Source organism: Promicromonospora sp. NPDC050262, from assembly GCF_040655935.1.
Taxonomy (GTDB): domain Bacteria; phylum Actinomycetota; class Actinomycetes; order Actinomycetales; family Cellulomonadaceae; genus Promicromonospora.
This window is the reverse complement of record NZ_JBFAKX010000017.1, coordinates 60,031-86,189: the sequence shown is the minus strand read 5'-3', so window position 1 is coordinate 86,189 and position 26,159 is coordinate 60,031. Positions and strand designations below refer to the sequence as shown.

The window sequence follows — 26,159 nt, the reverse complement described above, 5'->3', positions numbered from 1 at the left end:
CCGACCGAGGGACCACACACCATGAAGGCCACCGTCATGTACGGCGCGGGCGACGTCCGCGTCGAAACCGTCGCCGACCCGACCGTCCGGCTGCCCACCGACGCCGTCGTGCGCACCGTGCGCACCTGCATCTGCGGCTCCGACCTGCACCCCTACCACTCGATGCCGGGCACCGAGCACGGCCAGACCATGGGGCACGAGCTGCTCGCCGTCGTCGAGGAGGTCGGCTCCGCCGTCACCGCCGTCCGCCCGGGCGACCTCGTGATCGCGCCGTTCGCGTTCGCGGACAACACCTGCCCGATCTGCCGGGACGGCTTCCAGACCGCCTGCCCGCACGGCGGCTTCTACGCGACCCCGCAGACCCCCGGCCTGCAGGCCGAGCTCGCCCGCATCCCGCTCGCCGACGGCAGCCTCGTGCCCGTGCCCGGCGTGACCGAGAAGGACGAGGCGGTCCTGCCCTCGCTGCTGACGCTCTCGGACGTCTACCTCACCGGCTACCACGCCGCGTTCATGGCACGCGTCCGGCCGGGCCAGACGGTCACCGTGATCGGGGACGGCGCCGTGGGCCTCTCCGCGGTGCTCGCCGCGAAGCAGTTCGGCGCCGAGCGCATCATCCTCATGGGCCGCCATATGGCGCGTACCGACCTGGGCCGGGAGTGGGGCGCGACCGACGTCGTCGCCGAGCGCGGCGAGGAGGGCATCCAGCAGGTCGTCGACCTGACCGGCGGCGAGGGCTCCCACGTCGTGCTGGAGGCCGTGGGCCACATGCCCGCCTACACGCAGTCCGTGGGGGTCGTGCGGGCCGGCGGCGTCATCTCCCGCGTCGGCGTGCCGCAGTACGAGGACGCGCCCGTCGGCTTCGGCTCGCTGTTCGGCAAGAACATCACGCTGACCGGCGGGCCCGCCCCGGTCCGCGCCTACATCGAGCAGGCCGTCCCGCTCGTCCTCGACGGCACCATCGAGCCCGGCAGGGTGTTCGACCGCACCCTCTCGATCGACGAGGTGCCCGCGGGGTACGCGGCGATGGACGCGCGCGAGGCGCTCAAGGTGCTCGTCACCGTCTGACGCAGAGGCGACCGCGCCGACCTCCCGTCGGCGCGGTCGCCCGAGGTCTCAACCGGCGGTCAGGACCTCCACGCCCAGCTCCTGGACCTGCCGGACGACCGCGTCGTGCGGGTCGGCGTCGGTGATCACCCCGGTGACCCGCTCCCAGGGCAGCACCCGGAACCGCGAGGCCGTCCCGATCTTCTCCGACGAGGCGAGGACGTAGGTCTCCGCGGCCCGCGCCGACAGAGCACGCTTCATCGCCGCCTCCTCCGCGTCCCCCGTGGTCAGGCCCGCCTCGGGATGCACCCCCGTGACGCCGAGCAGGCAGAGGTCCGCGGAGACGTTCTGCGCCGCCTCGACGGCGGCCGCGCCGTAGGCGACCGCCGAGTGCTTGAAGACCCGACCGCCGAGCAGGAAGATCTCCGCGCCCGGGTGGTCGAGCAGGGCCACCGCGATGGTCGGGCTGTGCGTGATCACGGTGCATCCCAGGTCCGGCGGGAGCGCCCTGGCGACGGCGAGCGCCGTGGTGCCGCCGTCGAGGATCACCGCCCCACCCGGACGCACCAGGCCGGCGGCGACCGAGGCGACCGCACGCTTGCCGTCGGGAGCGACGGACTGCCGGGTCGCGTAGTCGACGACTGCCGGCGAGACCGGGAGCGCGCCGCCGTAGACACGCTGGACGAGGCCCTCGGCGGCCAGGTCCCGCAGGTCGCGCCGCACGCTGTCCTCGGAGATCCCCAGGTCGGCGGCCACGTCCTTGGCCACCACCTTGCCGTCGCGGGCCAGCACTCCGAGCAGGTGATCTCGACGTTCAGCAGCCAGCATCCGCATTCTCTCCCGTTGTTGCACGTTTCTGCATGTACGGTAGCACTCGTGACCGACAAGCCTCAGCCCCTGCACGTGACGAACCGCCCCGGCGTCGACGTGCCCGACCACCGGGGTCGCACGGGCCTCGACCAGGCCGGGCGCGGCCTGGACCGCAACCCCGGCGTCGTGGTCCGCGACGTCGAGCTCACCTCCCGGGGCTGGCACGTCCTGCGGCGCACCACGTTCGACTACCGGCGCCGCGACGGGCGGTGGGAGTCCCAGCAGCGCGAGACGTACGATCGCGGCAACGGCGCCGTCGTCCTGCCCTACGACGTCGCACGCGGCTGCGTGCTGCTGACCCGTCAGTTCCGCTACCCGGCCTACGTCGACGGGCACCCCGACGGCATGCTCGTCGAGGCGGCCGCCGGACTGCTCGACGCCGACGACCCCGACACCGCGATCCGCCGGGAGAGCGCGGAGGAGCTCGGCGTCACGCTCGGGGAGCTCACCCACGTCCTCGACGCCTACATGAGCCCCGGTTCCGTCACCGAACGCCTCCACCACTACGCCGCCCCCTACACGCCGGCCGACCGGACCGGGGCCGGCGGAGGGCTCGAGGAGGACGGTGAGGACATCGAGGTCCTGGAGGTGCCCTTCGCGGAGGCCCTCGCCATGGCTCGCGACGGCCGCATCGTCGACGGCAAGACCATCCTGCTCCTGCAGTGGGCGGCGCTGGACGGACCGTTCGCGCCGCCCGCATCATCGTGAGCAGGGTCCAACATGAGAAGGGCCCATCATGAGCAGGGCTCGTCGGGAGGAGAGGGCGGCAGGGCGATGGATCCGATCACCGAGGTGCGCGGGCTGCTGGTCGCCGACCGCGAGCGGACGTCCGAGCTGATCGCCTCCCTGACCGGGAGCATCGCCTCGATGGTGGAGGCGACACAGCTCTCCGCGTCCGACGACGAGCACGATCCCGAGGGGTCCACGATCGCCTTCGAGCGCTCGCAGGCGAGCACGCTGCTGGCCACGGCGACGGAGCACCTGGCCGACGTCGACACCGCACTCACGCGGATCGCCGCCGGCACCTACGGCCGCTGCGAGCGCTGCGGACGAGCCATCGGCCGCGAGCGCCTGCTGGCGCGACCGACGGCCCGCACCTGCATCACCTGCGCCGCCGCGGGCCAGGCGGGTTCCGCGGGCTAGCCAGACGTCGCCGACCGGGCGAGCGTCGCCGTCGCGGCGTCCAGCACGGCCCGGAGCTGGGCGTGGGGAAAGCCGTCGCCCGCGCCGGTGTCCGGCCCGATCCGGGTGCTGTAGAAGGGTTCGGCGTCGACGTCACGCTCGCCGGTCCACAGGTTGCCGGCCTCGTCGCGCTGCCACGTGACGTTCTCGCCGCGGAAGTCGGCGCGTTCGAGCCAGTCGGTGCCGCGCGGCCAGTAGCCCGCCCAGTCCGCGGGGCGCAGCGCGGCGTACGCCTCGTCGACGGCGGCGAGGGCCTGGTCCACGTCGTCGTCGTCGAAGACGGCGGCGAAGCGGCACAGCAGGGCCAGCGCCGCGCCCGGGGGCAGCTCGGGGTTCCTCGCGGCGATCGCCCGGCAGATCAGGTCGAGCTCCGACCAGCGCAGCGCGTACGGGTGCCAGTGCGCGAGGTCGTCCCAGCCGAGCTCGGCCGGCTCGGTGGTGCCGGGCGTGGTGACGCCGAGGCTGTGGAGGTCGATGGAGACGTCGATGCTCAGCACGACGTGGTGGCCGGCGTCGACCTCGAAGGCCACGTCGAGCGACGTGTCGTCCTCGTCGTCGACGTCGTCGTCAAGGTCATCGTGCTCGTCCAGCAGATCCTGGAGGGCACCGAGCCGGTCCGCGCCCGGGCCGTCCTCATGGGCGAAGGTGTACCGCGCCCAGAACTCGGGGTCGTGCCAGAGCTCGTGCAGGGCTGATGGGGTCGTCACGCGAGAAACATAGGGCACATACCGGTCAGGCTTCCGGGATCTCGCGGCCGAAGGTCTCCAGCGTGACGTCGGCGGGCTCGGGACCACCGCGGCGTCCGGTGTCCAGGGCGTCGATCGCGGCCAGCTCCGTGCCGGACAGCTCGAAGTCGAACACGTCGAAGTTCTCCGCGATGCGGTGCGGCGTGACCGACTTGGGGATGGCGGAGCGGCCCTGCTGCAGGTGCCAGCGCAGCATCACCTGGGCCGGCGTCTTGTCGTGGGTCTTCGCGATGCCGACGATCGTGGCGTCCTCCAGCGTGCTGGTGTGGCCGGCGTCGCGGTAGAACGTGATGCCGCCGATGGGCGACCACGCCTGGGTGAGGATCCCGGCGGCAGCGTCCGCGGCGAGCACCTCGGGCTGCCGGAAGTAGGGGTGCACCTCCACCTGGTTCACGGCCGGCACCACCGTGGTCGCCTCGCCGAGCCGCTCCAGGTGGTCCGGCATGAAGTTGCTGACACCGATCGCGCGCACCTTCCGGTCGGCCAGCAGGGTCTCCAGCGCGCGGTAGGCCTCGATCGTCAGGTCGAACCGGCTCGGCAGCGGCTGGTGCAGGATCAGCAGGTCGATCGTCTCGACGCCGAGCTTGCCCGCGCTCTTGTCGAACGCGTGCAGCGTGGCGTCGTACCCGTAGTCGCTGATCCAGACCTTCGTCTCGACGAAGATCTCGGACCGGTCGACGCCGGAGCGACGGATCGCCTCGCCGACCTCACGCTCGTTGCCGTAGGCCGCAGCCGTGTCGACGTGCCGGTAGCCGACGCTCAACGCGGCCTCGACAGCCGCGACCGTCTCGTCGGGCGGGGTCTGGAAGACGCCGTACCCCAGGGCGGGCAGCGCCACGCCGTTGTTCAGGTTCAGGGTGGGGATGGAGTTCGTCATGACCTCCACGCTACGTACGGCCCGGCCGCAGTGGGAGGCCCTGCCGTTACCCCGAAGTCCCGTCCCCCGCCGTCAGCCGGGAAGCTGTGCGCCGTCCGGGAAGTCCGTGGTGCGGGACAGCTCCGCCCACTGCTGGATCTCCTGGTCGACGGCGGCGCGGCCGTTGGCGACCAGGCGCAGCGCGTCGGAGCCCAGCACCAGGTGGGCGGGCGGGTTCGGGACGCCGACGATCTTCAGGACCGCCTCGCCGGCGGCCCGCGGGTTGCCGAGCTGGCGGCCGTCCGCCGCCAGCCGGCGCTCCCGGACCGGCGTCATGACCTGGTCGTAGTCCGGGACGGAACGCTCCGCGCGGACCATGGAACGGCCCGCCCAGTCGGTGCGGAACGATCCCGGCGCGACGGCGGTCACGTGGATCCCGAAGGGCGCGACCTCCTTGCCGACGGTCTCCAGGATGCCCTCGACGGCGTACTTGCTGCCCTGGTAGAAGGACGTGCCGGGAACGGTGATCAGTCCGGCCATCGACGTGACGCCGAGGATGTGCCCGCGGCGGCGCTCGCGCATGTGCGGCAGGACGGCCTTGACGAACGCGACCGTGCCGTAGACGTTCACCTCGAACTGCCGGCGCAGGTCGGCCATCGTCGACTCCTCGAAGATCCCCTCGTGCCCGTACCCGGCGTTGGCGATGGCGACGTCGACCGGCCCGACCGCGTCCTCGATCTCGTCGACGGTCCGCAAGACCGCGTCGTCGTCCGTGACGTCGAGGGTGCGGGCGACCGATCGGCCCGGAGCCAGGGCCTCGAACGCCTCGGCGTCGGCCTGCCTGCGGACGGTTCCCACGACGGTGTGACCGGCGTCGAGCGCCGCCTGCGCCATCGCCCGGCCGAGCCCGGAGCTCGCGCCGGTGACGATGAAGATCTTCGTGCTGTGGTTGTCTGTCATGACGACGAGTCTACATCGCGCCGACAATAGTCGACACAGTGTCAATTATGTTCGACGGCGGGTAGGGTGACGGGGTGGACGACGAAGTAGGGGCGCGCGGACGTCGCCGGCGCGCGACACCGACCAAGGGCGACCTGCGCGAGCGGGCGATCCTCGACGCGGCCGAGCGGCAGCTGGCCGCCGACGGGTACGACGCCATGACCGTCGCGACCATCGCTCAGGCGGCCGGGATCACCCGCGGGGCCCTGTACTTCTACTTCGGCTCCAAGAACGAGGTCCTCGCCGCCCTGGTCGAGCGGACGGTCACCCGGCTCCGCGCCGAGATCGACGGTACCGACGACGGCGTGGCCCCCGAGGACGCCGTGCGCCAGGGGATCGCGTGGACCGCCCGGATGTGGCGCGAGCACGGGACCGTCATGCGGGCCGCGGTGGAGCTCTCGCCGTCGGTTCCCGCGGTCGAGCAGCTGTGGCGGTCGGCGGTCGTCGCGCTCGCGGACACGATGCGCGGTGTCGCCGAGCGCGCCGGCGTGCCGCACGGCCCGGGGCCGCACGACGCCGCCGCCGTCGTCAGCGCGCTGGTCTGGATGACCGAACGGGCCTTCTACCAGGCGGCCGTCACGGGGGGCCTGGTGGACGAGACCGCCGCCACCCTGGCCCACGTCTGGCTGTCGACGCTGGGCCTGCCCGTCGGCACCGGGAGCCGGCAGGGCACGTAGACGTGCCCTGCCGTCGTCACCACGACGTCCGTGCGTACACACGGACGCCCATGGGAGAGTCGTCGTGTGCCGACGACCGACCTCCCGGACTGGCTGCCCCGATGGTGCGCGGATCAGCTCGGAAGCACGCCCGACGGTGTGCTCCTGCGGGTGCACCAGGTCTCGACGGTGCTCGGTCTCCGCCTGCGCGACGGCACGGACGTGGTGGTCAAGGCGCGTCCCGACGACGGCCGCGCCGCGTCCTGTGTCGCGGCGCAGGCCCGTATGTCCGAGCGCGGCTTCCCGTGCGCCCGGCCGCTCACGCCGGCGACCCGCGTGGGTTCGCTGGCCGTGCACGCCGAGGAGTTCCGGCCCGACGGCGAGATCCTGCACGGGACGTCGCCGGAGATCGCCGTGCGCTGCGCGCGCCTGTTCGCCTGGCTCATGGCCGAGCTGGCGGACGTGACCGTCCCGCCGCCGCTGCCCAATCCGCCGTGGGTGCGCTGGGACCACACCGACGGCGGGGTATGGCCCGCGACCGACGGCACCACGCACGACCAACCCGGTGGCCGGGCCGACGGGGCCCTGCGCGCGTCCGACGTCGACGCCGCCGAGCGGGCCAGACGGCGGTTGCTCGCCGCCGACCTGCCGTCCGTGCTCGGCCACGCCGACTTCGAGGCGCAGAACCTCCGGTGGGTCGGCAGGCAGGTGCGGACGGTGCACGACTGGGACAGTCTCGCGTGGCAACCGGAGGCGGCGCTGGTGGGAGCGGCGAGCGGGGCCTTCGCCAGCGACGGGCCGCCCGTGATGGCCCCGATCGAGAGCTCCGAGGCGTTCTTGGCGGCCTACCAGGACGCCCGGGGTCGTCCGTTCGGCTCCCAGGAGCAGGAGGTCGCCTGGGCGGCCGGCCTCTGGATGGCCGCCTACAACCTCCAGGAGGGACTGGGCGGCGTCGCCTCCCGCGACGCGTTCAGGGCGCAGGCTGCCGAACGCCTGCGCCGGGCGGGCGCGTAGCCAGGGGCGGCACCCGGCCGCGGCCGGGGAAGCCACGGCCGGTGCGAGCCCTGCGGACGGGCTGTCGCCGACGAGCGTCCGCTGGCGCGGCCGACGGCCCGCACCTGCATCGTCGGCGCTGCCGCTGGCTGGTGGCCGGCATCGGCCCGTCCTGGCGAAGGCCGACCCCGGACGGTTCGGAGGCCGAGCCATAGGATCGACCAGATGGCCGTCAGACCACGCCAGGTGCACGACAGGAGACAGCACGATGACCATGGACGCCCGATACGAAGCTCTCAGAACCGCCCTCGAACAGGACCCCGACCGCGACGTCACCGTGCGTGAAGGAGCCCTCGTGGTCCATCAGACAGCGTTCGCGTTCCTTGCGGGCAGCTCGCTCGCCGTCCGTCTGCCCGCCGGCCGCGCGGACGATCTGATCAAGCGTGGGATCGCGGAGCTCCTCAGGCACGACCCCGGCGCCGACTGGGTAACGATCTCGGACCCCGAGGACTGGCCCGAGCTCGCCGCCGAGGCCCACGAGCTCGCCAGCGGCCACCAGCCTGGCAACAGGTCGTGACACGGGTCTGGTGACCGGCAACGGCCACCGGAATCAGAGGCTCATGAGCAGCCGCTCCCGGCGCCGGCCGAGATCCGCGAGCTGCGCGTCGAGCTCAGCCGTCCGCCGTCCGGTTCTCTGGTCCGTCTGCTCGACGATCCCGAGAGTCTCGTGCACCCGGTCGACGGCGCCGTCGATCCGGTCCATGAAGGTCCGGTTGTTGAACCGGTGGTCGAACAAGAAGTCGAACGTCCCGAGGTAGTCGTCGTCCAGCAGGTGATCGATGCGGTCCCGCTCGACCTCGTCGAACTCGCGTGCGAGCACGCGGAGCGCCGCACCGGCCTTCCGGATCAGGCCGACAGCCTGGTCCATCTCGTCGGCCTTCCGTCTCTGGTGGCGGTGGCCGTGGCCGTCCCGCACGACGTCGACGGTCGCGGACTCGATCAGGAACAGGTCGTACCGCTGGTCACCGGTGACGTTCCGAGACCGTCCGTGCGCTACGCGGAGGCGGCCTCTGAGGACCGCTGTCACGATGGACTTCCGGCCGGTACGGCGGCAACCGCAGTCCTCACCTCTCCCGCGGCTCGAAGGGGAACGCAGATGCAGATCGATCTGACCGGACGGGTAGCACTCGTGACCGGTTCCAGTGCCGGCATCGGCCGCGCGATCGCGACCTCACTCTCCCGAGCGGGAGCGGACGTCGTGATCAACGGCCGCGACGCGGAGCGGGTCAGGTCCGTCGCGCAGGAGCTCGGCGGAACGGGGATCGTCGCCGACGTCGGCACCGCTGAGGGCGCTGAGCACCTCGTCAGGGAACTGCCCGAGGTCGACATCCTCGTCAACAACACCGGCGTCTTCCCGGCACGCCCGGTGTTCGACATCGACGACGCCGGGTGGCGGGAGATCTTCGAGATCAACGTACTCTCAGGGATCCGGCTCACCAGGCACTACGCGCGTGGGATGGCGTCGCGCGGTCACGGAAGGGTCGTGTTCATCTCCAGCGAGGCGGGTGTTCAACCACCGACCAACATGGTGCACTACGGCACGACGAAGACCGCGCAGCTCGCGGTGGCGCGCGGCTACGCGCAGGCCCTCGCCGGCACAGGCGTGACGGTGAACAGCGTGCTCGCGGGCCCGACGATGAGCGACGGCGTCCTGGCCATGTGGGACGACATCTATCCGGGACTCAGCCGCGAGGAGCAGGAAGCCCAGTTCATCGAGGACGGCCGCGTCGCCGGATCGCTCATCGGGCGGTTGATCCGGCCGGAAGAGATCGCGCACCTGGTGACCTACCTCGCGTCGGGCTACTCCTCCGCCACCACGGGGCGAGCGCTCGGCGTGGACGGCGGCCTCGTGCCCACGATCCTGCCCTAGGTGTGATGTCCGGGGAGGTTGTTCCTGGATCTGGCTTCCCTCCCCCCGCCGGCACGTGAGCAGGGGTGCGACGGCTTCCCGCGCGGTGAGCGACGACGCGTGGGCCGGTACACGGCACGGACCGTGGTGTGACTCAGGTCACCCGACACGTTGGGAAGGGTGCCGCGTCCTACACGAGTGTGATCGAAGCACTGATCTGGAAGCGCGCGAGCACTGCTCCGCCACATCGTCCGCCCCGAGCCGCCTAGTGGAGAACCGCCCGCCCTGTCGAGTGAGCGGCGCGGCCCTGCAAGGGTCGCTCCTGCGCGCCGAGAGGCTCCTGCCCGCACTCCCACCTGGCGCGCATCGTAGGCCCCATCTTGAGCGCGCCCTCGACCAGGCGCTGTCCACGAACGCCGCCCGGCTGGTGTTGCTGCGTGCACCGCGTGGGGCCGGTCGGCGTACGGCAGTCGCCTTCTGGTCCCACCAGCAGCTCCGCGCCGGCCGGGTCGTGGTCTGGGTCGACGTCGCGGAGTCCGACGCCGTGGACAGCGTCGCGCTCGGGCGAGCCATACGTGCCCGGCTCGGGCACATCACCGACGAGGTCCCCGAGCACGACGCGATCTCCCCCGGGTCCGTTGCCGCCACCCTCGACGCCCACGACGCACTCCTGGTCGTCGACCGGCTCGGCGCGGAATCCGGCCCCGGGCTGGTCTTCGTGGATCAGGTCGCGAGTCTCTTGCGGCGCGGCGGCGTCGTCGCGTTGACAGCGATGCCCCTGCCGGGCCCTGTCCCGACCGCCCACGACTGGGCACGCGACGATCGCCAGGCAAGGGTCTCGCACCTCGGGCGCGCTCGTGACGCGGCCGACGCGGTCTCCGGCCGCACGGAGCTGACCTTGCGCGACCTCGCCGTCCGTGCCGATGAAGCAGAGGCCGCGGCAGCGTCGCTCGGCACGTCGGTCACCCGGTCTCAGGCCCGCTTCCTCGTCACGGCCACGGCGGGGTGGGCTCCATTGGTCTACCAGGCTCTGCGGGAGATCTGTCGTGCGAGCGCTGGCAACGGCCCCGTCACCGACGAGACGGTCTCGTCGGTGACCGCGGCACAGCGCGCCGCGTACGTGCGCGGTGTGCTGCCCGAGGAGGCGATCACCGTCCTGGTCGAGGCGGGCCTGGCCCCACGGTTCAGCCGGGCCGAGCTGTTCGCCACCGGCTTGCTCGCGCCACTCCCGGCCGCCGGCACGTTCGTCGACCGGCTCGTCGCCACTGGCCTGATCCTCGACGACCCCGCCGGGCCGGACGACGTCCTCGCACTGGAGCCGCACACCCGCCGCGCCCTGCTCGACTATGCGCGCGGCCGCGACGGTGAAGAACTGTCGCAGCGAGCCACCAAGGCCGCCCGAAGGCGCGCGCAGTCCGGGGACGCACGCGGGGCGCTCCTGGTCGCACTCGAGTCCGGCGACCCAGAGCTCGTGCGCGACCTGCTCCAGGGCCTGTGGACGCACGTCCTCGACGGCCACGACGCCACTTTGCACGAAGTCCTGTGGGGCGCAGCAGCCTCCGTCCCCGCTACCCACGTGCCAGGCGAGCTGCGGGCCCTGCTGTCCGTGACCCGCCGATTCCCGGGTCGCCCCGGCGATCTCCGGTTCACGCCCGGTCGACCGCCCGGGAACCGTCGACCCGATGTCGGGCACACACCCGACAGGCTGGACGGCAGCGAGCCCAAGGACCCGCTCACCACGTTCATCCACGTCGCAGGCCTCCGCAGGGCGGGTCGGTCCGACGACGCTCTGCGGGCGGCCCGCCGCCTGCTGGACACCGGCGGCGGACCCGATGTGGCACGACTGCTCGTCGAGCTCCAAGCCGCCCTCGCCGCAGCCGAGACTGGTCTGCTCGACGAGTCCCTGCGACGCACGGAAACCGCATACCAGGTGGCGGTCGGGGCCGGCGCGCTGCCGCTGGCTGCCGCCGCGGCGGAGCTGAGTGCCCTGATCCACGCGCTCGACTCAGGAGTTCGGGCAGCGGCCGACTGGTCCGCCGAAGCCACGGCGCTGCCCGACCCGCCTGCCTGGTGGCGGCAGGCCGTGGGCGACCCCGCGGTCCTCGCCTCCGCCCTCGTTCAGCTCGAACACCTCGACGCCGACCCGCCCGGCCCGCTCCTGGCAACCGCGCGGGCAGCCGCCGGGACGGACCTGTGGTTCGCCGGGCTGCACGCCGAGGTGACGCTCGCCGCGCTGCGCCGCCAGGAGGAGACGGCCGTGGACCGGCTGCGGGACGTGCTCACGCAGCGCGGGCTCGCCCCGTCCGACGGCGGCCGAACCGACACCGGCGTGCGGATCCCACCGCTCCTCACGCTCGACCTGGGACTGCTCCTCCTGGCGGTCGGGCGTGGCACCCAGGCCGTCGTCGTCGCCGACGCGCTCACCACACGGACGTCCGCCGCCGCGCTCCTCAACGGCCATATCCACCTGGCTCAGGGCCGGGCGCACGACGCGCTCCGGGATGTGGCTGCTGCGAGCCCAGGGGCTACGCCAGGCATACGCCTCCAGGCGCATCTGCTGGCGGCGTGTGCCCTGGCGGTCGTGCCCGACGGCGACGGCGTACACCGTGAGCTGTCGCGCGCAGCAGCACTGGCGCACGAGGTGGGCGGCTCGTTGCCGTACTGGTGGGCGTCGCCCGCCGTGCTGCGCCGTATCGTGGACGACGCGCCGGCGCCGGTACGCGAGCGGATCGAGCAGGTCCTGTACCGGCGCGGCGAGCCTGCTCCGGTCGAGTTCGTGGTGATCCCGGACCGGCAGCTCGCAGTGCTGCACCGCCTGGCCGAGGGGTTGAACGCGACCGAGGTGGCCAAGGCGTCATTCGTGTCACGTAACACGGTCAAGACGCAGATCCGCGAGTTGTACCGGCGTCTGGGGGTGCACGACCGGACGTCCGCGCTCCGCCGAGCCCGCGAGCTGGGGCTGCTCGATCCGATGGTCCGGGCACGGCTCGGCGCAGACCCCGCAGATGCCCCGCCTAGCTCCCCGTCGCGACCGTGACGACGCCGAGCGTGTACGCGTCCGCCTCGCCCACCGCGACGAGTTCCGCCCGCGGCGCCGCCATGGCCACCGGTTGGAACGGTTTGACGTCGACCCCTAGCGCGTTGGCATACGCGGAGCCCCAGGCTGTGGAGTCGAACGCGTTCCCGGCCGAGCCTGTACCCACCTCCCCGGCGCCACCCCAGAGCATCGGGACCAGCGGCGTGCCGTCCAGCTCGAGACGGTCCGTCGCGCCGGACCGGTCGCCGTCCCAGGCGACGGCACCGATCCGGGCCGTTGTACCCGGCCGGCCCGCCACCGCGAACCGCGGCGGATCGGCGGAGGGCGACACGGCCATCAGCCCGTCGTAAACGATCGCGAGCCCACGACCGGCCGCGCCGGTGCCCGCGGGCCGGTGCAGGACCACGAGCGCCCAACCGGCGTTCGCCCCGACCCCCTCGGTGGCGCACACGTCGGCCACGCCCCATGTCCCGGCGCCGCCGGAGCGGACGAGGCCGGTCACGTCGGCGCTCGCCTGGTAACGCTGGCCGCTGCGATACATGCTCAGCGGCCCGGCGACGGCTTCCGCGACGGCCCCCGGGGCGCCCACCCGGACGGGCGCGACGTCCCCCGCGCACCTCCCCGACCAGTAGAGCCGGGCGGCCACCACCTCGGACCCGGCAGGGAGTGCCAGCTCGGCCGTGGAGGACGCACTCCCCGTGCCCAGGGCGTCGACGGTCACCATGTTCCACGCGTTGTTGTTCTGTGCGGCTCCGGTGGCGGATCCGTCGACGACGGCCGCACACCCGGCCTCCGCCGGGTCGCAGTGCAGTACGGGTGCGCCGACCACGGCGACCTCGACGGGCCCGGTCGCGACATAGCGGGCTGTGAACGGGCTCTGGCTCACGGGCACGGTCGCGTCCACTCCTGCGGGGGCGACGCCGTCACCATGAAGGTCCAGCCGGAGGTCGGCGGCGCCTACGGCGGTGTCAGCGCCGACCAGCACGGGCACCAGCAGGGTGGACGTCCCGCCCGCTGCGACGCCGTCGACGGTGCAGGCAGGGCCGTCCGGCGTCCCGGCGGCGCAGGTCCAGCCGGACACGGCGCGGCTGCCGCCCGCCACGTCCAGCTCGACCCCGGCAGGCAGGGTCACGTCGACCGACACGGTGCCGGTGGCGTCCGCGGTCGGGTTGCGCACGGTGGCGCCCAGCACGCCCGACCGGCCAGGGACCAGGTCGCCCAGGTCGTCGTATTCGACCTCCAGGACGAGCGGCTCCGGCTCGGGCGTGGGCGTGGGCGTCGGATTGGTCGGCGGCGGGGCGGCCGACGGCGCCGGCGTCTGCCCGGGCCCGGGTCCGGGTTCCGGCACGGGCCGCGGTCCCGGGTCCGGTCGCGGGTCGTTGGCCCCGGGTTGCGCAGTGCCGCCGTCGCTCACCCACGAGCTCTGGTCGAACGGCCACCTGTCGTGGGCTTGTCCGTCGCCGGGCCACACGGCCGGCGGTGTGCCGGTCGGCGGAGTGCCTCCGTCACGCCCGCCGCCGGGACGGCTCGGGGTGGGTGCCCCGGGCTCTGGAGGCGGAGTGGCGTCCGGCCCGGCCGTCCCGGCGTCCGCCACAGGCGGGGGCTCGATCCGGCCGGCCGGGTCGAGCACGTCCGACGAGGCGACGGCCGCGAGCGTGAGCAGGCTCATCGCCAGGAACAGGACCGGCAGCAGGACAGCCTGCTCTGTGCCGCGTGGCCTGGGCCACCACGGCCGTCGGAGAGCCTGCACCACCCACCCACCGAGTGCCGTCGCTGCGCCCACACCGAGCATTCCTGCGCCGAGCGCGCCGGAACCCGAACCTCTCCTACGCCTCCGGTCATGCCGGCCACGCGGCTCCGCGACCGCTGCGGCGGGCAGGCCGAACGGGAGCAGCACAGCGCGCATGCGGCGCCTGAGGTCCCGCATCTGCTCGACGGCGGCGGTGCAGTGCTCGCACGCCAGCACGTGCACCCCGACCCGGTGCTGCAGGGGCGCGGCCAGCGTCTCCTCGACGTACCGGGCCAGGTGCGGCGAGTAGTCCTCGCACCCGGGGGCCACTCGGTCCTGGTGTGCCTGCAGGTATTCGCGCCGGAGCCGCTCCCGCGCGCGGCGGACGAGCGTGGAGACGGCGTTGGACGAGATCCCGAGGATCGGGGCGACGTGGGCGGGGGCCAGGTCGTGCACGTCCGCGTACCAGAGCACCCGGCGCCAGCGCGGCGGCAGAGCGGCGAACGCCCGGCGCACGCGGTGCTCGTCGTCCGCCGCGACCAGGGCGTCGGCGTCGTGGTGCGGGCGGTCGACCACCTGGGCCTCGGCGGGCACCGTCCGTTCCCGCGCCCGCAGGTGGCCGATCGCGGCGTTGCGCACACTGGTCAGCAGGTACGAGCGGACGTTCGTCGTCGGTCCGCGCCCGGCGCGGACCGACGAGAGCAGCGACGTGAAGGCGTCGGCCACGACGTCGTCCACGGCCGGACCGCTCCCCACCACCTGCCGTGCGACGCCGTACGCCGTGCGGCGGTGCCGCACGTAGAGGTCGGCGAAGGCCTGGTCCTGGCCGGCGCGCAGGTCGTCGAGCAGGACCTCGTCGGAGACCGGTGCCGCCGGGGACGACCGCCGTGCCGAAGCAGGACGGGGCAGATCGAGCATGCGTACGCACTCCTGAAGCCGTGGTGTAGCGCCCGCACGAGGGCATGACGCTGCCCACCCAGGCCTCTGTGGACCGGGCGTCGTGCACGCCGGATTTCCTCGGATTTTAGGTCGCAAAGCGCCCAAAACGCATATCACAGCGGGGTGATCCGGGGGGTGACCGGGGCGTCCTGGCTTGCGCGCGTCACCAACGGGTGGTTGTCCCGTCTAGCCCCCCGATGGACACCACACCCGCACGAGACGACGCCCTCGGCACCCTCTGCGCACGCTGGCGCAGACGCTCGCTCGCCGACGGCTGGCGCATGCCCGACGACTGGCCGGCGCCCGCCGCGGTGCGACTGGCCGACGCCGTGCTCAACGACCTGCCGGCCGAGACGTACGCCGAGGCGCTGGGCACGGCGCGAGCGCTGAGCGGCGTCGGTGTCACGGAGGGTTTGCGCGACGTGAGCACCCTCTACGCGGTGCACGTCAAACCGGTGCCCCCCTCGGTCCTGCTGGCGTTCGCGGCAGGCTGGGAGGCCGCCGATGCCGGCCTGGGCGAGCTGCCCGCGCATGCGGGGATGAGCGGGTTGCCCCGCCGGGAGGAGTTCCTGGAGCGCGCCACCGACGTCCTCACGGGCGTCCAGAGCGCGCGCGAGGGGAGGTCACCCGTGCTCGTGACCCTCGACGGCAGGCTCGACCGGGACGAAGACGGTGCGCGTGGGCCGGCCGGCGCGGCCACCCAGCTCGCGCACTGGGAGCGTGACGTGCTGCTCGGTGAGGCGGTGCATCTGGCCTTCGACGCCGACCTGCCGGCCGGCTATCACGACGGCGTGGCGATGGTGCTCGGCTGGTCGGAGCCCCGGGGCCAGGTCCGGGCCGCCGTCGAGGTGGCCCGGACCACCTTGGCACGGCTGTCCCGGCACGGTGCGGGTGTGCTGCGCACGCCGGTGCGGATCACCGTGCGGTCACTGCCCGACGACCCAGTGGCACTGCGGAGGCTGGTCGTCGCGGACGGGGCCTCGTAGTGCCCTGGGTCAGGGGGTCAGGACTGCTCGTGCATCCGCCGGGCGACGAACCGCCGGATCGATTCGCGGGCCCGCACGAGCAGGGCCGCGACGGCGTTCTTCGAGATCCCCAGGTCTGCGGCCACCACGGAGATGGACACTCCCTCGAACACCGTGCGCTCCAGGGCGTACCGCTGGCGGGGCGGGCACGCGGCCAGGCCCGCGAGCACGTCGGCGAGCTCCATGGACGACAGGACGGCCACCGCGGTGTCGTCGTGCGCGGGCACCTCGTGTGCCTCGTCGATCACCGTGGTCGGAAGCACCTTCTTGCGCGAGCGGTCGGTCGCGATGTTCCGCACCGTGCGGGCCACGTACGTCTTCGCATACTCTCGCGGCCCCCGCCCCTCGCGCAGCAACGACAGGATCCGGACGAACGCCTCCGCCGCCAGGTCGTCGGCGTCGCCCAGGTCCCGCGTGTAACGGCGTGCGACCTTGAGCGCGTACGAGTAATGACGCCGCCAGACCAGGTCCATCGCCGCGACGTCGCCCGACCGGGCCCGGTCGAAGAGCTCGATGTCGCCTGGGTCGTCCTGGTCGTCCGCCGTGCTCTCCGGACGTCCGACAGGCCTCTGCGAGACACCGACCACCTGCCGCCACGTCACCGTCGTCACCGACATCTGAGCTCCCCTCCTCGCGACGGCCCACCGGTACGTCCCGGCGGAGCCGTCGGCGCACCCGTGTGCGCGATGGTGAAGACGCGACGGACGGCTGATGGTGTCGCACGCCACAGAGGTGATCGGGAGGGTGATTCGCCTGGTCAGAAGGGGTGAGAGCGGTCAGCTACCGCGGCGCAGCAGGCCGAGCCGGGCGAACAGCACGGCGCACACGCCCAGCGTCACGACCATCAGGAACGAACCGACGACGGTGTGCGTCCAGCCGAACCCCTGCGCGCCCCAGCGGGCCTGCGCCTCGGCGATCAGGATCATGCGGGCGGTGTTCACCGTGGCAAGAAGTGCCACGGCGGCCGACGCCGCGGCGAGCACGCGCGGCACGCTGTTACGCCGCGAGAGCAGCAGGAGACCGCCGACCACGAGCACGCCACCCACGTAGAAAGCGGCAGTGCACGCGGTCGTGACAGCGAGCCCCGCCCACGACCCGTCGTCACCGGGTACCTGCTGGTACAGGAACACCGGTTCGGTGGTGAGCGTCCGGGACGGGCGCTCGAGCGGGCCGCCCAGCACCCATGCGGTCCACGCCGCCTCGGCAAACCGGAATCGTTCCTCGACCAGGAAGGTCGCCGCTCCCCCGGCGAGCAGGGCCACGAGCGCGAGCAGGCGGAGCAGTGCGGCGGCGGCGCGACGTGGCCAGGGTGGCCGCGCGGCGAGGTTCTGGGCGGCCAGGACGGCGGGGTTCGGCGGTGGCGTCGTCACGTGCACGTCTTCTCCCTGGATCAGCGAGGTGGGTGGTCGTGGCACGAGCCGTGCCGCGACCACCCACCTCTGTCGGTAGGACCAGTCGTCCGTCAGGCCGTCATGCGCCGACGGAGGCGGAGGGCGCCCGCGCCAACCAGTGCGAGCGCCGCGCCCGTGAGGCTCAGCGCCGGCACCGGCGGCTCCTCGCCCTCGGTCACCGTCACCGTCACCGTCGCCTCGACCTCGACGCCGTCCGGGCCGGTCACCCGGTACGTGAAGGTGTCGGTACCGGTGAACCCGGCCGGCGGGGTGTAGGTGACGGTGCCGTCACCGTTGTCGACGACGGTGCCGCCCTCGGTCGACGTCTCGTCGACCGCCCAGCCTGTCGACCCCTCCGGGATCGTGTCGTTCCCGTCGATGTCGATCGTCGCCGGGGTGTCGACCTCGGTGGACGCCGAGTCGTCGACCAGCGTCGCCGGCTCGCACGCGAACTCACCGGTGAAGCGCGCGAGGAATCCCTCGGCGCCCGGTGCGCTCGTGACCTGCACGATGATGCTGTTCGCGCCGCTCCGCCAGTCGTCACCCAGCGTCACCGAGGCCTGGCCGCCCTCGTGGAAACCGGCGTTCCAGTACGGGTACGGCGACGTCAGCGCGGGCAGACCGGTCGTCTTCGAGCTCTGCGCCGTGTTGTTCACCCACACCTCCATCACCGCGTTGTCGGCGTAGAAGTCCAGGCTCAGCTCCTCCAGCGACACGCCCGGGGCGAGGTTGAAGTCGTACCGGTAGTACCAGCTCGCGGCGACGTTCGGCTGCGTCTGGCCGGGAGCCTCCTTGGACACGTACTGCGCGTCGGAGTACTGCGTGCCACCCGGCCAGTACGGCTCGTGCTTGGCGTAGGCGGCGGTCCACGTCGCGTTCGCCGGGGGCAGAGCCGCGGGCACCTCCGTCACGGTCCGGGAGGCGTTGGTCTCCATCGGGTAGTGCGGGCCAGCGACCTGCCAGTGCTGGTCTCGGCTACCGTTCGGCAGGATGCCGCCCGTCTGCACGTTGTAGCCCGTGTTGAAGATCGCCGGGTCCGTCGAGCAGTCGATCGTCGGTGCCGCAGCTGCGGCAGAGCCGGCGAACGCGACGCCCAGCCCGCCGGCGAGGACCCCGGTCAGCACTCCCACTGCTGCGAGGCGACGGCCCTGGGCCACCGCTCGCGATGTCATACGTCGAGTCACGAGATATCTCCCTTGCTCATGCGCCCTGCGGGGCGCCCTTGCCGCGCGGATGAGGTCCGCGCTCGGGAGAACAGACGAGACCGGTCGCGTGAGATGACGTGCGTCGAAGCAGCGGTGCGCGGGGTCGTCCACGCGGCACGGGCGCGTGCTCGCGCGCTGACAATCGTTCAGGAATTGGGGTGCACGACACTGGCTGGGTGGCAGATCGCGTGTAGGTGAACGTGTCCGTCCCGCCGAAACCTGCCCTCGGGGGTATGTCCTTCGACGGTCCAATGGACCGCCGAAGCGGTGACGGCCGAGGCGGCTCAGGCCACGTCAGCCGTCACCGCCCCGCCCGCGCCCCGTCCATCCGGTTGCAAGCCGCGACACCGCCGTACCTCACCGTCGCGGACGCACACAGAAGGGAAGACACATGAGCAACACCTCTCATGAGATCAAGAGCGGCCGTGGGCTCCTGCGGGCACGCATGGCCGCCGTCGGGCTGGGAGCGGCGCTCCTGCTCGGCACCGGCGCGATGACCGCCTCGGCGGCGCCCGTGACCGAGCCGGTGTCCTGGGGGTCGAACTCCGGCACCACGGCGAACGGCCTTACCTGGACGGGCCGGGGCGGTCTGGCCGGCACCGGGGGGAACGTCCGGGACGACGTGACCCGGACGCTCACGTTCGGCAAGCCCGTCACGGCGACGTTCGACGTGCACAACCTCAACGGCTTTGACGGGGCCTCCCGCGAATGCGCGCAGCTCTCCCCCGGCGTCGTGCTGGTCCGGCTCGACCCCGACAACACCTGGAACCCCAACACGCGCCAGCTCTGCTACCGCGGGGCTCAGGGCACCTCGGCGGACGGCAGCACCAACGGCAACACCGTCTCGTCCTTTCGCACGTCCGAGCCGATCACCCAGCTCTCGCTGACCGGGACCAGCGGCGGGAACCGCCAGAGCACGATAAGGGACCTGTACGTCACCCACGACGTCCAGCCGGCCGTACCGATGGTCGCCCCGGCGTTCGCCGCGGCCGGCCTCCTGGCCACCGGTGCCGCGGCCGGCGTCCGCCGTGTGCGCAGCACCAAGCTGGACGCCGCTCGGACCATGACCACCAAGGCCTGAGCAGGCCCACACAGACCTACGGGAGAGAAGTCCCCCTCGACCCGTAGACCGACGCCCCGTCGCTCTCCTCCACGAGCGGCGGGGCGTCGTGCTGCGCTCCGCGCCCGATCCTCTTCGAGACCAAGGGGGCAGCGTCATCAGCGCAGCCCGACGGCGTCAGTACTTCGCGTGACGACCACCGCTCCCCCCGCCGCGCCCCCTCGCCACGTGCGGTCCGCCACCCTCCCGGTGCCACCGCCCCCGCTGCCGTCGGTGTACTTCCGGGCCGTGGACGGGCTGCGCGGCGTAGCCGTGCTGTCGGTGCTGATGTACCACACGGGCCTGTACGAGAACGGCCTGTTCGGGGTGGACCTGTTCATGGTCCTCTCGGGCTACCTCATCACCCTGACGCTGCTGCGCGAGGAGTCCCGGAGCGCGCGGATCCGCCTCGGGTCGTTCTACTGGCGCCGGGCCAAGCGGTTGCTGGTGCCGCTGCTGGTCACGCTAGGAGCAACCGCCGTGGCGACGACGCTGCTCGGCCGGCCGGAAGAGGCGGACCGCGTGCTGCAGCAGGGCCTCGCCTCCCTGCTCCAGGTCGCGAACTGGGAGCAGATCGCCCGCGGCGAGGCCTACTGGGACGCGATGGGCGTGCCCGGCCCCCTGGCGCACATGTGGTCACTCTCGCTGACCGAGCAGTTCTACCTGGTGTGGCCGCCGCTGCTGGCGCTGGTGTGCGCCGTCGTCACCCGGGGCCGGCGCGCGGTGATCGCGGTGATCGCCGCGGGGCTGGCGATCGCCATGACCACGGTGACCGTGCTGCAGTACGACGGCGGCAACGCCGACCTGATGTACCTGGGCACGCACACGCACGGCGTCGGGCTCATGGTGGGTTCCTGCGCCGCGTTCGTGACCGCCGCGAGCCTGCGGCGCCAGGCGCGCGGACCGGTCGCGCGACGGCGTCTGCCGAGACCGCTCGCGGGCCTGGTCACAGTGGTGCTGCTGGGCGCGATCGTCGTGGTCTCGGTGGGGACCGACACCTACGAGGCGCCGTGGCTGTACCGGTGGGGCGGCCTGACGGTGGTCGCCGTCCTCGGCGCCGCCCTGATCCTGTCCCTCACCCGGGAGGACACCCTGGTGGCCAGGGCGTTCGCGTCGGTGCCGCTGGTGGAGCTGGGGAAAGCCTCCTACTCGCTCTACCTGGTGCACGTGCCGGTCTTCTGGGTCCTGCAGCGCACCGCGGAGGTGCCGGGTCCCGCCACGATCGCCCTCATGGGCATCCCCTGGTCCGTCGTGATCGCCCTGTTCCTGCACCACATCGTGGGCGAGCCCGTACGCCTGCGCCGGTGGAACCGCGCCGGGGGCACGTCGTTCGCCGTGCTGACCGCCGCGGTGTGCGCAGCCCTGGTGGTGTCGCCCACGATGGTCCGTCAGGAGTCGGGTACCGGCGGCGTACGGGTGCTCGTGCTGGGCGACTCGCTCGGCCACGACTTCGCCACGTCGCTCACCACGTTCGCCGCCGATGACTTCTCCGTCACCGACGCCGCCTTCAACGGCTGCGGCATCTTCAGCCCGGAGACGAGCCGCACCACCGCGATCGAGCAGGGCCCGGCGCCGGGCTGCCTGCCCTGGGAGGACCGGTGGCGCGACGCCGTCCGCGAGTCGGCGCCCGACGTCGTGCTGGTCAACCTCGCCTGGGACGGTGCCGAGCAGCGCGTGGGCGGGCGGTGGACGGAGCCGTGCTCGCCCGCCTACGCCGACCGGTACCGGGACCAGCTCGCCTCCGCCCTGGAGATCCTGACGGCGGACGGCACGCAGCGCCAGGTGCTGCTGGCCAGCTCCCGCAGGTTCACGCCCATCGCGACCCCGGAGAACGCCGCCTGTCACACGGACCTGCTCCGAGAGCTCGCCGCGGAGCACCCCGCCACCGTGAGCATGCTCGAGCTCGACGAGTTCGTGTGCACGGACCGGGAGTGCCGTCAGGAGACGCCGGACGAGGCACCGACCTATATCGACACCGTGCACTTCACGCGCGCGGGCATGCGGTGGATCGCGCCGTGGCTGGCGACCTCCGTCCAGGAGGTCACGGGCGCCGAGCCACGCCCGGAGTGACCGGGGGCGGCCGTCACCTGATGCCGCACTCGTCGTCTGCACCTGTGCACGCTCCCGCGTCATGAGGTCACGCGGGCGACATCCCACGGAACGATCGAAGGAGAGAACCATGCAACGCATGCGAACGCTGAGCAGGCTGGCCGCCGGGGTCGGTCTCGGCGCGGCCCTCGCCGCCGCCGGAGCCTGGCCCGCCCACGCGGCCCCCGGCCCCGGGTACGACCTCGAGGACGACCAGGCCACGACGACCGTTGACACCACCGTCGAGATCGACACCCTGGCCAACGACGCCTGGTCGTTGCCGGAGGGCTCGCACGGGTGGTTCGACTACCTGCAGAGCCCCACCGAGCAGGGCGGAACGGTCACGGACGCCGGCTACGGATACGTCTACTACACGCCGCCGCCCGGCTTCGTCGGCACCGACACCTTCGAGTACGGCCGGACCGAGGACGTCACCGGGGAGTACTCGGACACCGCGACGGTGACGATCACCGTGACCGCGGCAGACAACCCTCCGGTTCCGATGATCGCGCCGGGCATCGCGGCCGTCGGCATCCTCGGCGGCGGCGCTCTGCTGGGCGCGCACCGACTGCGCGACCGAGAGCGGGCCTGACCGCCGGCGACGTCCGGACCTGTCCGGCACGGCGCGCTGCCTCCCGACCTTCGAGGGCTGCGCGCCGCGCGGGCGCCGGGTGACCGAGCACACAGAACCGGGCCGTAGTCGGAGCCAACCGGCTGCGTCTGTCCACGAGGAGGGCCGCGATCTGTGCGGCCCACGTACCGAGAGGAATGCGACATGTACAACACCCCTGGCGTCGGCAGCGGCGTCGCGACCGGCGTCGTCGGAGCCGGCACGCTGGCCCAGACCGGCTTCGACGGCCTGTGGCTCGCCGTCGCCGCGATCACGTGCGTCGTCGGCGGATTCATCCTCATCCGGGCGAGCCGGTCGCGCCGTCGGCTCGAAGTGACGGGCGAGCGGTGACCGCCCCGCCCATCCCGGCGGTGGCCGACGGCGGCTCCCCTGCCGCCGCGCCGCCGCCCGCGCGCCGCCGCACGGCGCTGCGAGTCCTGGCCGCGCTGCCGGTCGCGGCAGCCGGTGTCGCGACCATCCTCGTCATGGACCTGTTCCGGCATGGCGAGGCCCTGCTGACGGCCTGGTCCCTGGAGAACCTGCTGGGCCGGGCAGCGAAGGTGTTCCCGGCCGAGGACGTCTTCTACTACCAGGCCGCACGGGGTGCGATCCCCGTGTGGGGCGGCTTCACGATCACCGAGGAGTGCTCCGCGGCCTGGTTCGTGGGCGGTGTTCTCCTGGTCACCGCGCTGCTGCTCGCCGTGTGGCGCCGCGCGGGCGCCGGCCGGCTGCTGGTCGCCGGCAGCGTCACGGTCGTGCTCCTCGTGGTGGTCAACACGGCGCGGATGGTGCTGATCACCGAGGCAACGGTCCACTGGGGCGAGTCCGGCTTCGGCTGGTCGCACACGGTCGGTGGCTCGATCCTCATGATCGCCACCCTGTGCCTGTGCGCGCTGCTCTTCGCACGCATCGCGCTGCTGTCCAGGACCCGGCGAACGAGGGCCGAGCATCCGTGAGCATCGTCAGTCTCATCGCCACGCTGATCATCACCTCGTCGATGGCGTACTTCGCGCTGCTCATGTGGTCGGGGATCAAGGAGATCCGCCGCAGCGGAACCCGCCTCGACCACCTGGGCGGCACGAGCTACGGCACAGGACCGGCCGCCGCGGCACCTGATCTCGCGGTGTACTTCCTGGTGCCGTGCCTCAACGAGGCCGAGGTGGTCGGCCGGACCGTGGCCGGGCTGACGATCAACCCGGGCACCACCACCATCGTCATCGACGACGGGTCCGACGACGACACGGCCGCCATCGCCCTCGCCGCGGGGGGTGCCCGCGTGGAAGTGGTCCGGCGCGACCTGCCCGATGCCCGGCAGGGCAAGGGCGCAGCCCTCAACGCGGGGCTCGCCCGGATCCGGGAGATGGTCGACACCCTCGGACAAGACCCCGGCCGGGTGGTGGTGTGCGTGATGGACGCCGACGGGCGGCTCTCCGCGGGCGCCCTGCACCACGTGCTGCCGCTGTTCGACCGGCCCGGCGTCGGCGGTGTCCAGCTCCAGGTGCGCATCCGCAACCGCACCTCGTTCCTCACCCGCTTCCAGGACTTCGAGTTCTGGGGCGCCTCCAGCGTCACCCAGATCGGCCGCTCCGCGACCGGCACCGTCAGCCTCGGCGGCAACGCCCAGTTCAGCCGGCTCTCCGCGCTCGACTCTGCCGGTGAGCACCCCTGGACCGACTCCCTGACCGAGGACCTCGACCTGGCGATCACTCTCGCCCTGCGCGGCTGGGAACTGACCACCACTCCGTTCGCGTCCGTCGAGCAGCAGGCCGTCGAAAAGGTGTCGCTCCTGCTGCGCCAGCGCACCCGCTGGTACCAGGGCCACATGATGGCGATCAAACGCCTCCCGGAGATCTGGCGCTCACCCCACCTGTCGCACGTGGCGGCACTGGAGCTCTCCTTCTACTGCCTCTCGCCCTGGGTCCTGACGCTGCCCTGGTCGATCCTGTTCCACGTCTGCGTGGCGGACCTCGTCCTCAACGGGTCGGCCCTGCTCGACTTCGCCTCGACGCCCGTCGCCATGGTGCTGGTGATCCTCGCCTGGTACCTGCTCGCGTTCGCCCCGGCGGTGTTCAACGGGTGGCTGTACTGGCGCCGCGACCACAAGGTGGGTCTGCTGCGCGGACTCGCGATGGGCAACTACATGGTGCTCACCAACTACCTCTCCTTCGCGTGCGCCTGGAAGGCGCTGGCCCGGGTGCTGCGCGGCGAGACCGCCTGGGCGAAGACAGCCCGGACGCGGGAGGCGCCCGCACCCGCGAGCCAGCAGGTACCGGTGCTCGCGGCCACGGTGCCCGTGCCATGAGCGCGCTGCACTCCCCCGCCCGCCGGCCCGCCGCCGCGCGCGGGTGGCTCCCCGGCCTGGCATGGGCCCTGCTGCTGTTCGCCCTCGGCCTGGTGCGCATGTTCGTCCCGCGTGCCATCGGGCTCGCGGACAGCGGCGGTAGCGCAGGTCTCGCCTGTCGTCTCGGCATCGCCCCCGAAGGCGGCACACAGTATTTCACCTTCGCGATGTTGCGTTGGGTGGCCGACGACAGCTCGTCGTGCGACGCGGCCGGGACGCCGCCCCCGTGGCCACAGCTCGCGGGTCTCACGATCGCCCGGGCCGTGTCCACGACGCTCGGTCTGGGCACGCTCGACCTGCGTGTGTCGTCCGTCGCCTACTGCGCGCTGGCCGCTCTCGCCGCCGCCCTGGTGGGCCAGGCCGCTCGCCGGCGCCGCTACGGCCGCGCCGTCGCGACGGCGCTCACCTGGATCCTCCTGATGGACGCCTCGTTCGCGGGATACGCGGCAAGCCTGTACCCGCAGGCGGCCGGGATCGTCGGACTGGTCCTGTGCGGCATGGGCTGGCTCCTGCTCGACGCCTCCCGCCGCATCCGCTGGGCCGGCCGGTTCGCACTCGGCCTGGGCAGCGCGGTCCTCGTGTCCTCCGGGCCGGTGCCCGCGCTCGCCGTCGTGCCGCTCGGCGTGGCGCTGGCCGTGCGCGCCCACCGTTCGCGCGAACGGGGCGGCCGTGCCGCAGCGGTGGTGCTCATGGTCGCGCTGACCGCGCTCGCGGCCGGCACCTTCCTGGGCGTCTCCGCCGAGCAGCGCAAGAATGACACCTGGGACTACGTGAGCACGGGGATCCTGGCGGACGCCGCGCGGCCGGGTCCCGAGCTGGAGGCCATGGGGCTGCCGTCCGACGCCGCGCGATTTCTCGGCATCCCCGTCTGGTCTCCTTCCTCGATCCGAGGCTGGGAACGCTGGCCCGACGTCGACCCGAACCCGGTCCGCGTCTGGGGTTACGTCCTGTCCCATCCGGCCGTGCTGTACGACCGGCTCGACGGCACGGTGCGCGCCATGAACGACGGCCGGCCAGGCAGCCTCGGCTCGTTCGACGCCACCAGCGGACTGCCCGGCGAGCAGGAGCAACGGGTGACGCTCTTCTCGGGCCGCCAGGCCCAGCTCGCCCCGCTCGGAATTCCTGGGGCGGCCGTCCTCGGCGTCCTGCTCGCCTGGCTGGCGCTCGTCATCGCGCGTTCACCGGTCCATGGCCGCCATGCGCGCCGCCTCGCCTCGACGGCGCTCGTCCTGGTGGGCATCGCGGCGAGCCAGGTGGTCGGCACCGCGTTCAGCGAGGCCACCGAGGTCGCCCGTCACGTCGTCGTCGGAAACCTCGCCGGGCTGCTCGGTCTGTGCCTGCTCGTCACCGCGGGCCTCACCTCGCGTGCTCTGGACGCCGCTGCCCGGCCCGAGGTCGAGCGGTCGCACGCATGAAGGACAGATCACGGACGTGGCCGTC

At 72.7% G+C, this 26,159-nt stretch carries 25 protein-coding genes; 16 read left to right on the top strand and 9 right to left on the bottom strand.

Translation table 11 applies throughout. From position 1 onward, the window contains the following. The first annotated feature begins 21 nt into the window (after window positions 1-21). On the top strand, window positions 22-1,065 hold the full coding sequence (locus AB0I29_RS22255; RefSeq protein WP_357485888.1) for an alcohol dehydrogenase catalytic domain-containing protein: 1,044 nt from the start codon (window positions 22-24) through the stop codon (window positions 1,063-1,065). A gap of 48 nt (window positions 1,066-1,113) precedes the next feature. Here the strand turns inward: AB0I29_RS22255 and AB0I29_RS22250 are convergent, their stop codons facing one another. Further along, the gene (locus AB0I29_RS22250) at window positions 1,114-1,872 is read right to left on the bottom strand and encodes a DeoR/GlpR family DNA-binding transcription regulator (protein ID WP_357485887.1); all 759 of its coding nucleotides are present in this window, start codon (window positions 1,870-1,872) and stop codon (window positions 1,114-1,116) included. A gap of 48 nt (window positions 1,873-1,920) precedes the next feature. Between AB0I29_RS22250 and AB0I29_RS22245 the strand changes: the two genes are divergently transcribed. After that, the gene (locus AB0I29_RS22245; RefSeq protein WP_357485886.1) at window positions 1,921-2,622 is read left to right on the top strand and encodes an NUDIX domain-containing protein; all 702 of its coding nucleotides are present in this window, start codon (window positions 1,921-1,923) and stop codon (window positions 2,620-2,622) included. Between the two features lie 66 nt (window positions 2,623-2,688). Continuing rightward, window positions 2,689-3,057, top strand: a complete 369-nt coding sequence (locus AB0I29_RS22240) for a TraR/DksA family transcriptional regulator (protein WP_357485885.1) — start codon at window positions 2,689-2,691, stop codon at window positions 3,055-3,057. Here AB0I29_RS22240 and AB0I29_RS22235 read toward each other — a convergent pair. The 3 genes from AB0I29_RS22235 to AB0I29_RS22225 form a co-directional block, all read right to left on the bottom strand. Further along, window positions 3,054-3,803, bottom strand: coding sequence for a hypothetical protein (locus tag AB0I29_RS22235; RefSeq protein ID WP_357485884.1), 750 nt, complete (start codon window positions 3,801-3,803; stop codon window positions 3,054-3,056). The genes AB0I29_RS22240 and AB0I29_RS22235 overlap by 4 nt on opposite strands. Window positions 3,804-3,828: 25 nt before the next feature. Continuing rightward, the gene (locus tag AB0I29_RS22230; protein WP_357485882.1) at window positions 3,829-4,719 is read right to left on the bottom strand and encodes an aldo/keto reductase; all 891 of its coding nucleotides are present in this window, start codon (window positions 4,717-4,719) and stop codon (window positions 3,829-3,831) included. A gap of 72 nt (window positions 4,720-4,791) precedes the next feature. After that, window positions 4,792-5,658 (bottom strand): oxidoreductase, encoded by an 867-nt coding sequence (locus AB0I29_RS22225; RefSeq protein ID WP_285105958.1) that lies wholly within the window; start codon window positions 5,656-5,658, stop codon window positions 4,792-4,794. Window positions 5,659-5,732: 74 nt separating this feature from the next. On the opposite strand from AB0I29_RS22225, the gene AB0I29_RS22220 reads away from it, so the two are divergent. From AB0I29_RS22220 to AB0I29_RS22210, 3 genes are all read left to right on the top strand, one after another. After that, window positions 5,733-6,374, top strand: coding sequence for a TetR/AcrR family transcriptional regulator (locus tag AB0I29_RS22220; protein WP_357485879.1), 642 nt, complete (start codon window positions 5,733-5,735; stop codon window positions 6,372-6,374). Window positions 6,375-6,440: 66 nt separating this feature from the next. Continuing rightward, a complete protein-coding gene (locus AB0I29_RS22215) occupies window positions 6,441-7,367 on the top strand; it encodes a phosphotransferase (RefSeq protein WP_357485876.1) in 927 nt (308 codons plus the stop codon). Between the two features lie 334 nt (window positions 7,368-7,701). Next, complete coding sequence (locus AB0I29_RS22210) at window positions 7,702-7,923, top strand: hypothetical protein (protein WP_285105964.1); 222 nt, start codon at window positions 7,702-7,704, stop codon at window positions 7,921-7,923. Window positions 7,924-7,956: 33 nt separating this feature from the next. Here AB0I29_RS22210 and AB0I29_RS22205 read toward each other — a convergent pair whose 3' ends face one another. Further along, window positions 7,957-8,226: a hypothetical protein gene (locus tag AB0I29_RS22205; RefSeq protein ID WP_285105965.1), complete on the bottom strand. Its 270-nt coding sequence runs from the start codon at window positions 8,224-8,226 to the stop codon at window positions 7,957-7,959. Between AB0I29_RS22205 and AB0I29_RS22200 the strand changes: the two genes are divergently transcribed. Both AB0I29_RS22200 and AB0I29_RS22195 read left to right on the top strand, forming a co-directional pair. Then, complete coding sequence (locus tag AB0I29_RS22200) at window positions 8,179-9,276, top strand: SDR family oxidoreductase (RefSeq protein WP_285105966.1); 1,098 nt, start codon at window positions 8,179-8,181, stop codon at window positions 9,274-9,276. The two genes, AB0I29_RS22205 and AB0I29_RS22200, sit on opposite strands and share 48 nt — an antisense overlap. A gap of 490 nt (window positions 9,277-9,766) precedes the next feature. Next, the gene (locus tag AB0I29_RS22195; RefSeq protein ID WP_357485872.1) at window positions 9,767-12,292 is read left to right on the top strand and encodes a LuxR C-terminal-related transcriptional regulator; all 2,526 of its coding nucleotides are present in this window, start codon (window positions 9,767-9,769) and stop codon (window positions 12,290-12,292) included. Here the strand turns inward: AB0I29_RS22195 and AB0I29_RS22190 are convergent. Beyond that, window positions 12,270-14,939 (bottom strand): sigma-70 family RNA polymerase sigma factor, encoded by a 2,670-nt coding sequence (locus AB0I29_RS22190; RefSeq protein WP_357485870.1) that lies wholly within the window; start codon window positions 14,937-14,939, stop codon window positions 12,270-12,272. The two genes, AB0I29_RS22195 and AB0I29_RS22190, sit on opposite strands and share 23 nt — an antisense overlap. Window positions 14,940-15,157: 218 nt before the next feature. On the opposite strand from AB0I29_RS22190, the gene AB0I29_RS22185 reads away from it, so the two are divergent. Next, window positions 15,158-15,946, top strand: a complete 789-nt coding sequence (locus AB0I29_RS22185) for a hypothetical protein (RefSeq protein ID WP_285105972.1) — start codon at window positions 15,158-15,160, stop codon at window positions 15,944-15,946. 17 nt (window positions 15,947-15,963) lie between these two features. On the opposite strand, the gene AB0I29_RS22180 is transcribed toward AB0I29_RS22185, so the two are convergent. The 3 genes from AB0I29_RS22180 to AB0I29_RS22170 form a co-directional block, all read right to left on the bottom strand. Then, window positions 15,964-16,602 (bottom strand): sigma-70 family RNA polymerase sigma factor, encoded by a 639-nt coding sequence (locus AB0I29_RS22180; protein WP_357485867.1) that lies wholly within the window; start codon window positions 16,600-16,602, stop codon window positions 15,964-15,966. 159 nt (window positions 16,603-16,761) lie between these two features. Next, window positions 16,762-17,355, bottom strand: a complete 594-nt coding sequence (locus AB0I29_RS22175) for a hypothetical protein (RefSeq protein WP_357485865.1) — start codon at window positions 17,353-17,355, stop codon at window positions 16,762-16,764. Window positions 17,356-17,447: 92 nt separating this feature from the next. Beyond that, window positions 17,448-18,506 carry an Ig-like domain-containing protein gene (locus AB0I29_RS22170; protein ID WP_357485863.1) on the bottom strand — a complete coding sequence of 353 codons (1,059 nt, stop codon included), beginning with the start codon at window positions 18,504-18,506 and terminating at the stop codon, window positions 17,448-17,450. A gap of 466 nt (window positions 18,507-18,972) precedes the next feature. Here AB0I29_RS22170 and AB0I29_RS22165 point away from each other — a divergent pair, with 466 nt between their 5' ends. The 7 genes from AB0I29_RS22165 to AB0I29_RS22135 all read left to right on the top strand — a co-directional run bounded on the left by AB0I29_RS22165 (window position 18,973) and on the right by AB0I29_RS22135 (window position 26,134). After that, window positions 18,973-19,662, top strand: coding sequence for a hypothetical protein (locus AB0I29_RS22165; protein ID WP_285105978.1), 690 nt, complete (start codon window positions 18,973-18,975; stop codon window positions 19,660-19,662). A 207-nt stretch (window positions 19,663-19,869) separates the two neighbouring features. Continuing rightward, window positions 19,870-21,750 (top strand): acyltransferase family protein, encoded by a 1,881-nt coding sequence (locus AB0I29_RS22160; protein ID WP_357485860.1) that lies wholly within the window; start codon window positions 19,870-19,872, stop codon window positions 21,748-21,750. A gap of 109 nt (window positions 21,751-21,859) precedes the next feature. Beyond that, entirely contained in the window at window positions 21,860-22,360 is a 501-nt protein-coding gene (locus AB0I29_RS22155) for an Ig-like domain-containing protein (RefSeq protein ID WP_357485858.1), read from the top strand. A gap of 183 nt (window positions 22,361-22,543) precedes the next feature. Beyond that, complete coding sequence (locus tag AB0I29_RS22150) at window positions 22,544-22,729, top strand: hypothetical protein (protein WP_285105982.1); 186 nt, start codon at window positions 22,544-22,546, stop codon at window positions 22,727-22,729. Next, window positions 22,726-23,334, top strand: a complete 609-nt coding sequence (locus AB0I29_RS22145; RefSeq protein WP_357485856.1) for an archaeosortase/exosortase family protein — start codon at window positions 22,726-22,728, stop codon at window positions 23,332-23,334. Before AB0I29_RS22150 ends, AB0I29_RS22145 begins: the two co-directional genes overlap by 4 nt. Beyond that, a complete protein-coding gene (locus tag AB0I29_RS22140) occupies window positions 23,331-24,680 on the top strand; it encodes a glycosyltransferase (protein ID WP_357485854.1) in 1,350 nt (449 codons plus the stop codon). Before AB0I29_RS22145 ends, AB0I29_RS22140 begins: the two co-directional genes overlap by 4 nt. Continuing rightward, complete coding sequence (locus AB0I29_RS22135) at window positions 24,677-26,134, top strand: hypothetical protein (protein WP_357485852.1); 1,458 nt, start codon at window positions 24,677-24,679, stop codon at window positions 26,132-26,134. Before AB0I29_RS22140 ends, AB0I29_RS22135 begins: the two co-directional genes overlap by 4 nt. Window positions 26,135-26,159: the final 25 nt, after the last annotated feature.

Coding starts and splice junctions, on each gene's coding strand:
- AB0I29_RS22185 (WP_285105972.1), top strand. CDS start 15,158: ATGGACACCACACCCGCACGAGACGACGCCCTCGGCACCCTCTGCGCA.
- AB0I29_RS22190 (WP_357485870.1), bottom strand. CDS start 14,939: ATGCTCGATCTGCCCCGTCCTGCTTCGGCACGGCGGTCGTCCCCGGCG.
- AB0I29_RS22250 (WP_357485887.1), bottom strand. CDS start 1,872: ATGCTGGCTGCTGAACGTCGAGATCACCTGCTCGGAGTGCTGGCCCGC.
- AB0I29_RS22230 (WP_357485882.1), bottom strand. CDS start 4,719: ATGACGAACTCCATCCCCACCCTGAACCTGAACAACGGCGTGGCGCTG.
- AB0I29_RS22225 (WP_285105958.1), bottom strand. CDS start 5,658: ATGACAGACAACCACAGCACGAAGATCTTCATCGTCACCGGCGCGAGC.
- AB0I29_RS22135 (WP_357485852.1), top strand. CDS start 24,677: ATGAGCGCGCTGCACTCCCCCGCCCGCCGGCCCGCCGCCGCGCGCGGG.
- AB0I29_RS22150 (WP_285105982.1), top strand. CDS start 22,544: ATGTACAACACCCCTGGCGTCGGCAGCGGCGTCGCGACCGGCGTCGTC.
- AB0I29_RS22165 (WP_285105978.1), top strand. CDS start 18,973: ATGAGCAACACCTCTCATGAGATCAAGAGCGGCCGTGGGCTCCTGCGG.
- AB0I29_RS22240 (WP_357485885.1), top strand. CDS start 2,689: ATGGATCCGATCACCGAGGTGCGCGGGCTGCTGGTCGCCGACCGCGAG.
- AB0I29_RS22155 (WP_357485858.1), top strand. CDS start 21,860: ATGCAACGCATGCGAACGCTGAGCAGGCTGGCCGCCGGGGTCGGTCTC.
- AB0I29_RS22180 (WP_357485867.1), bottom strand. CDS start 16,602: ATGTCGGTGACGACGGTGACGTGGCGGCAGGTGGTCGGTGTCTCGCAG.
- AB0I29_RS22255 (WP_357485888.1), top strand. CDS start 22: ATGAAGGCCACCGTCATGTACGGCGCGGGCGACGTCCGCGTCGAAACC.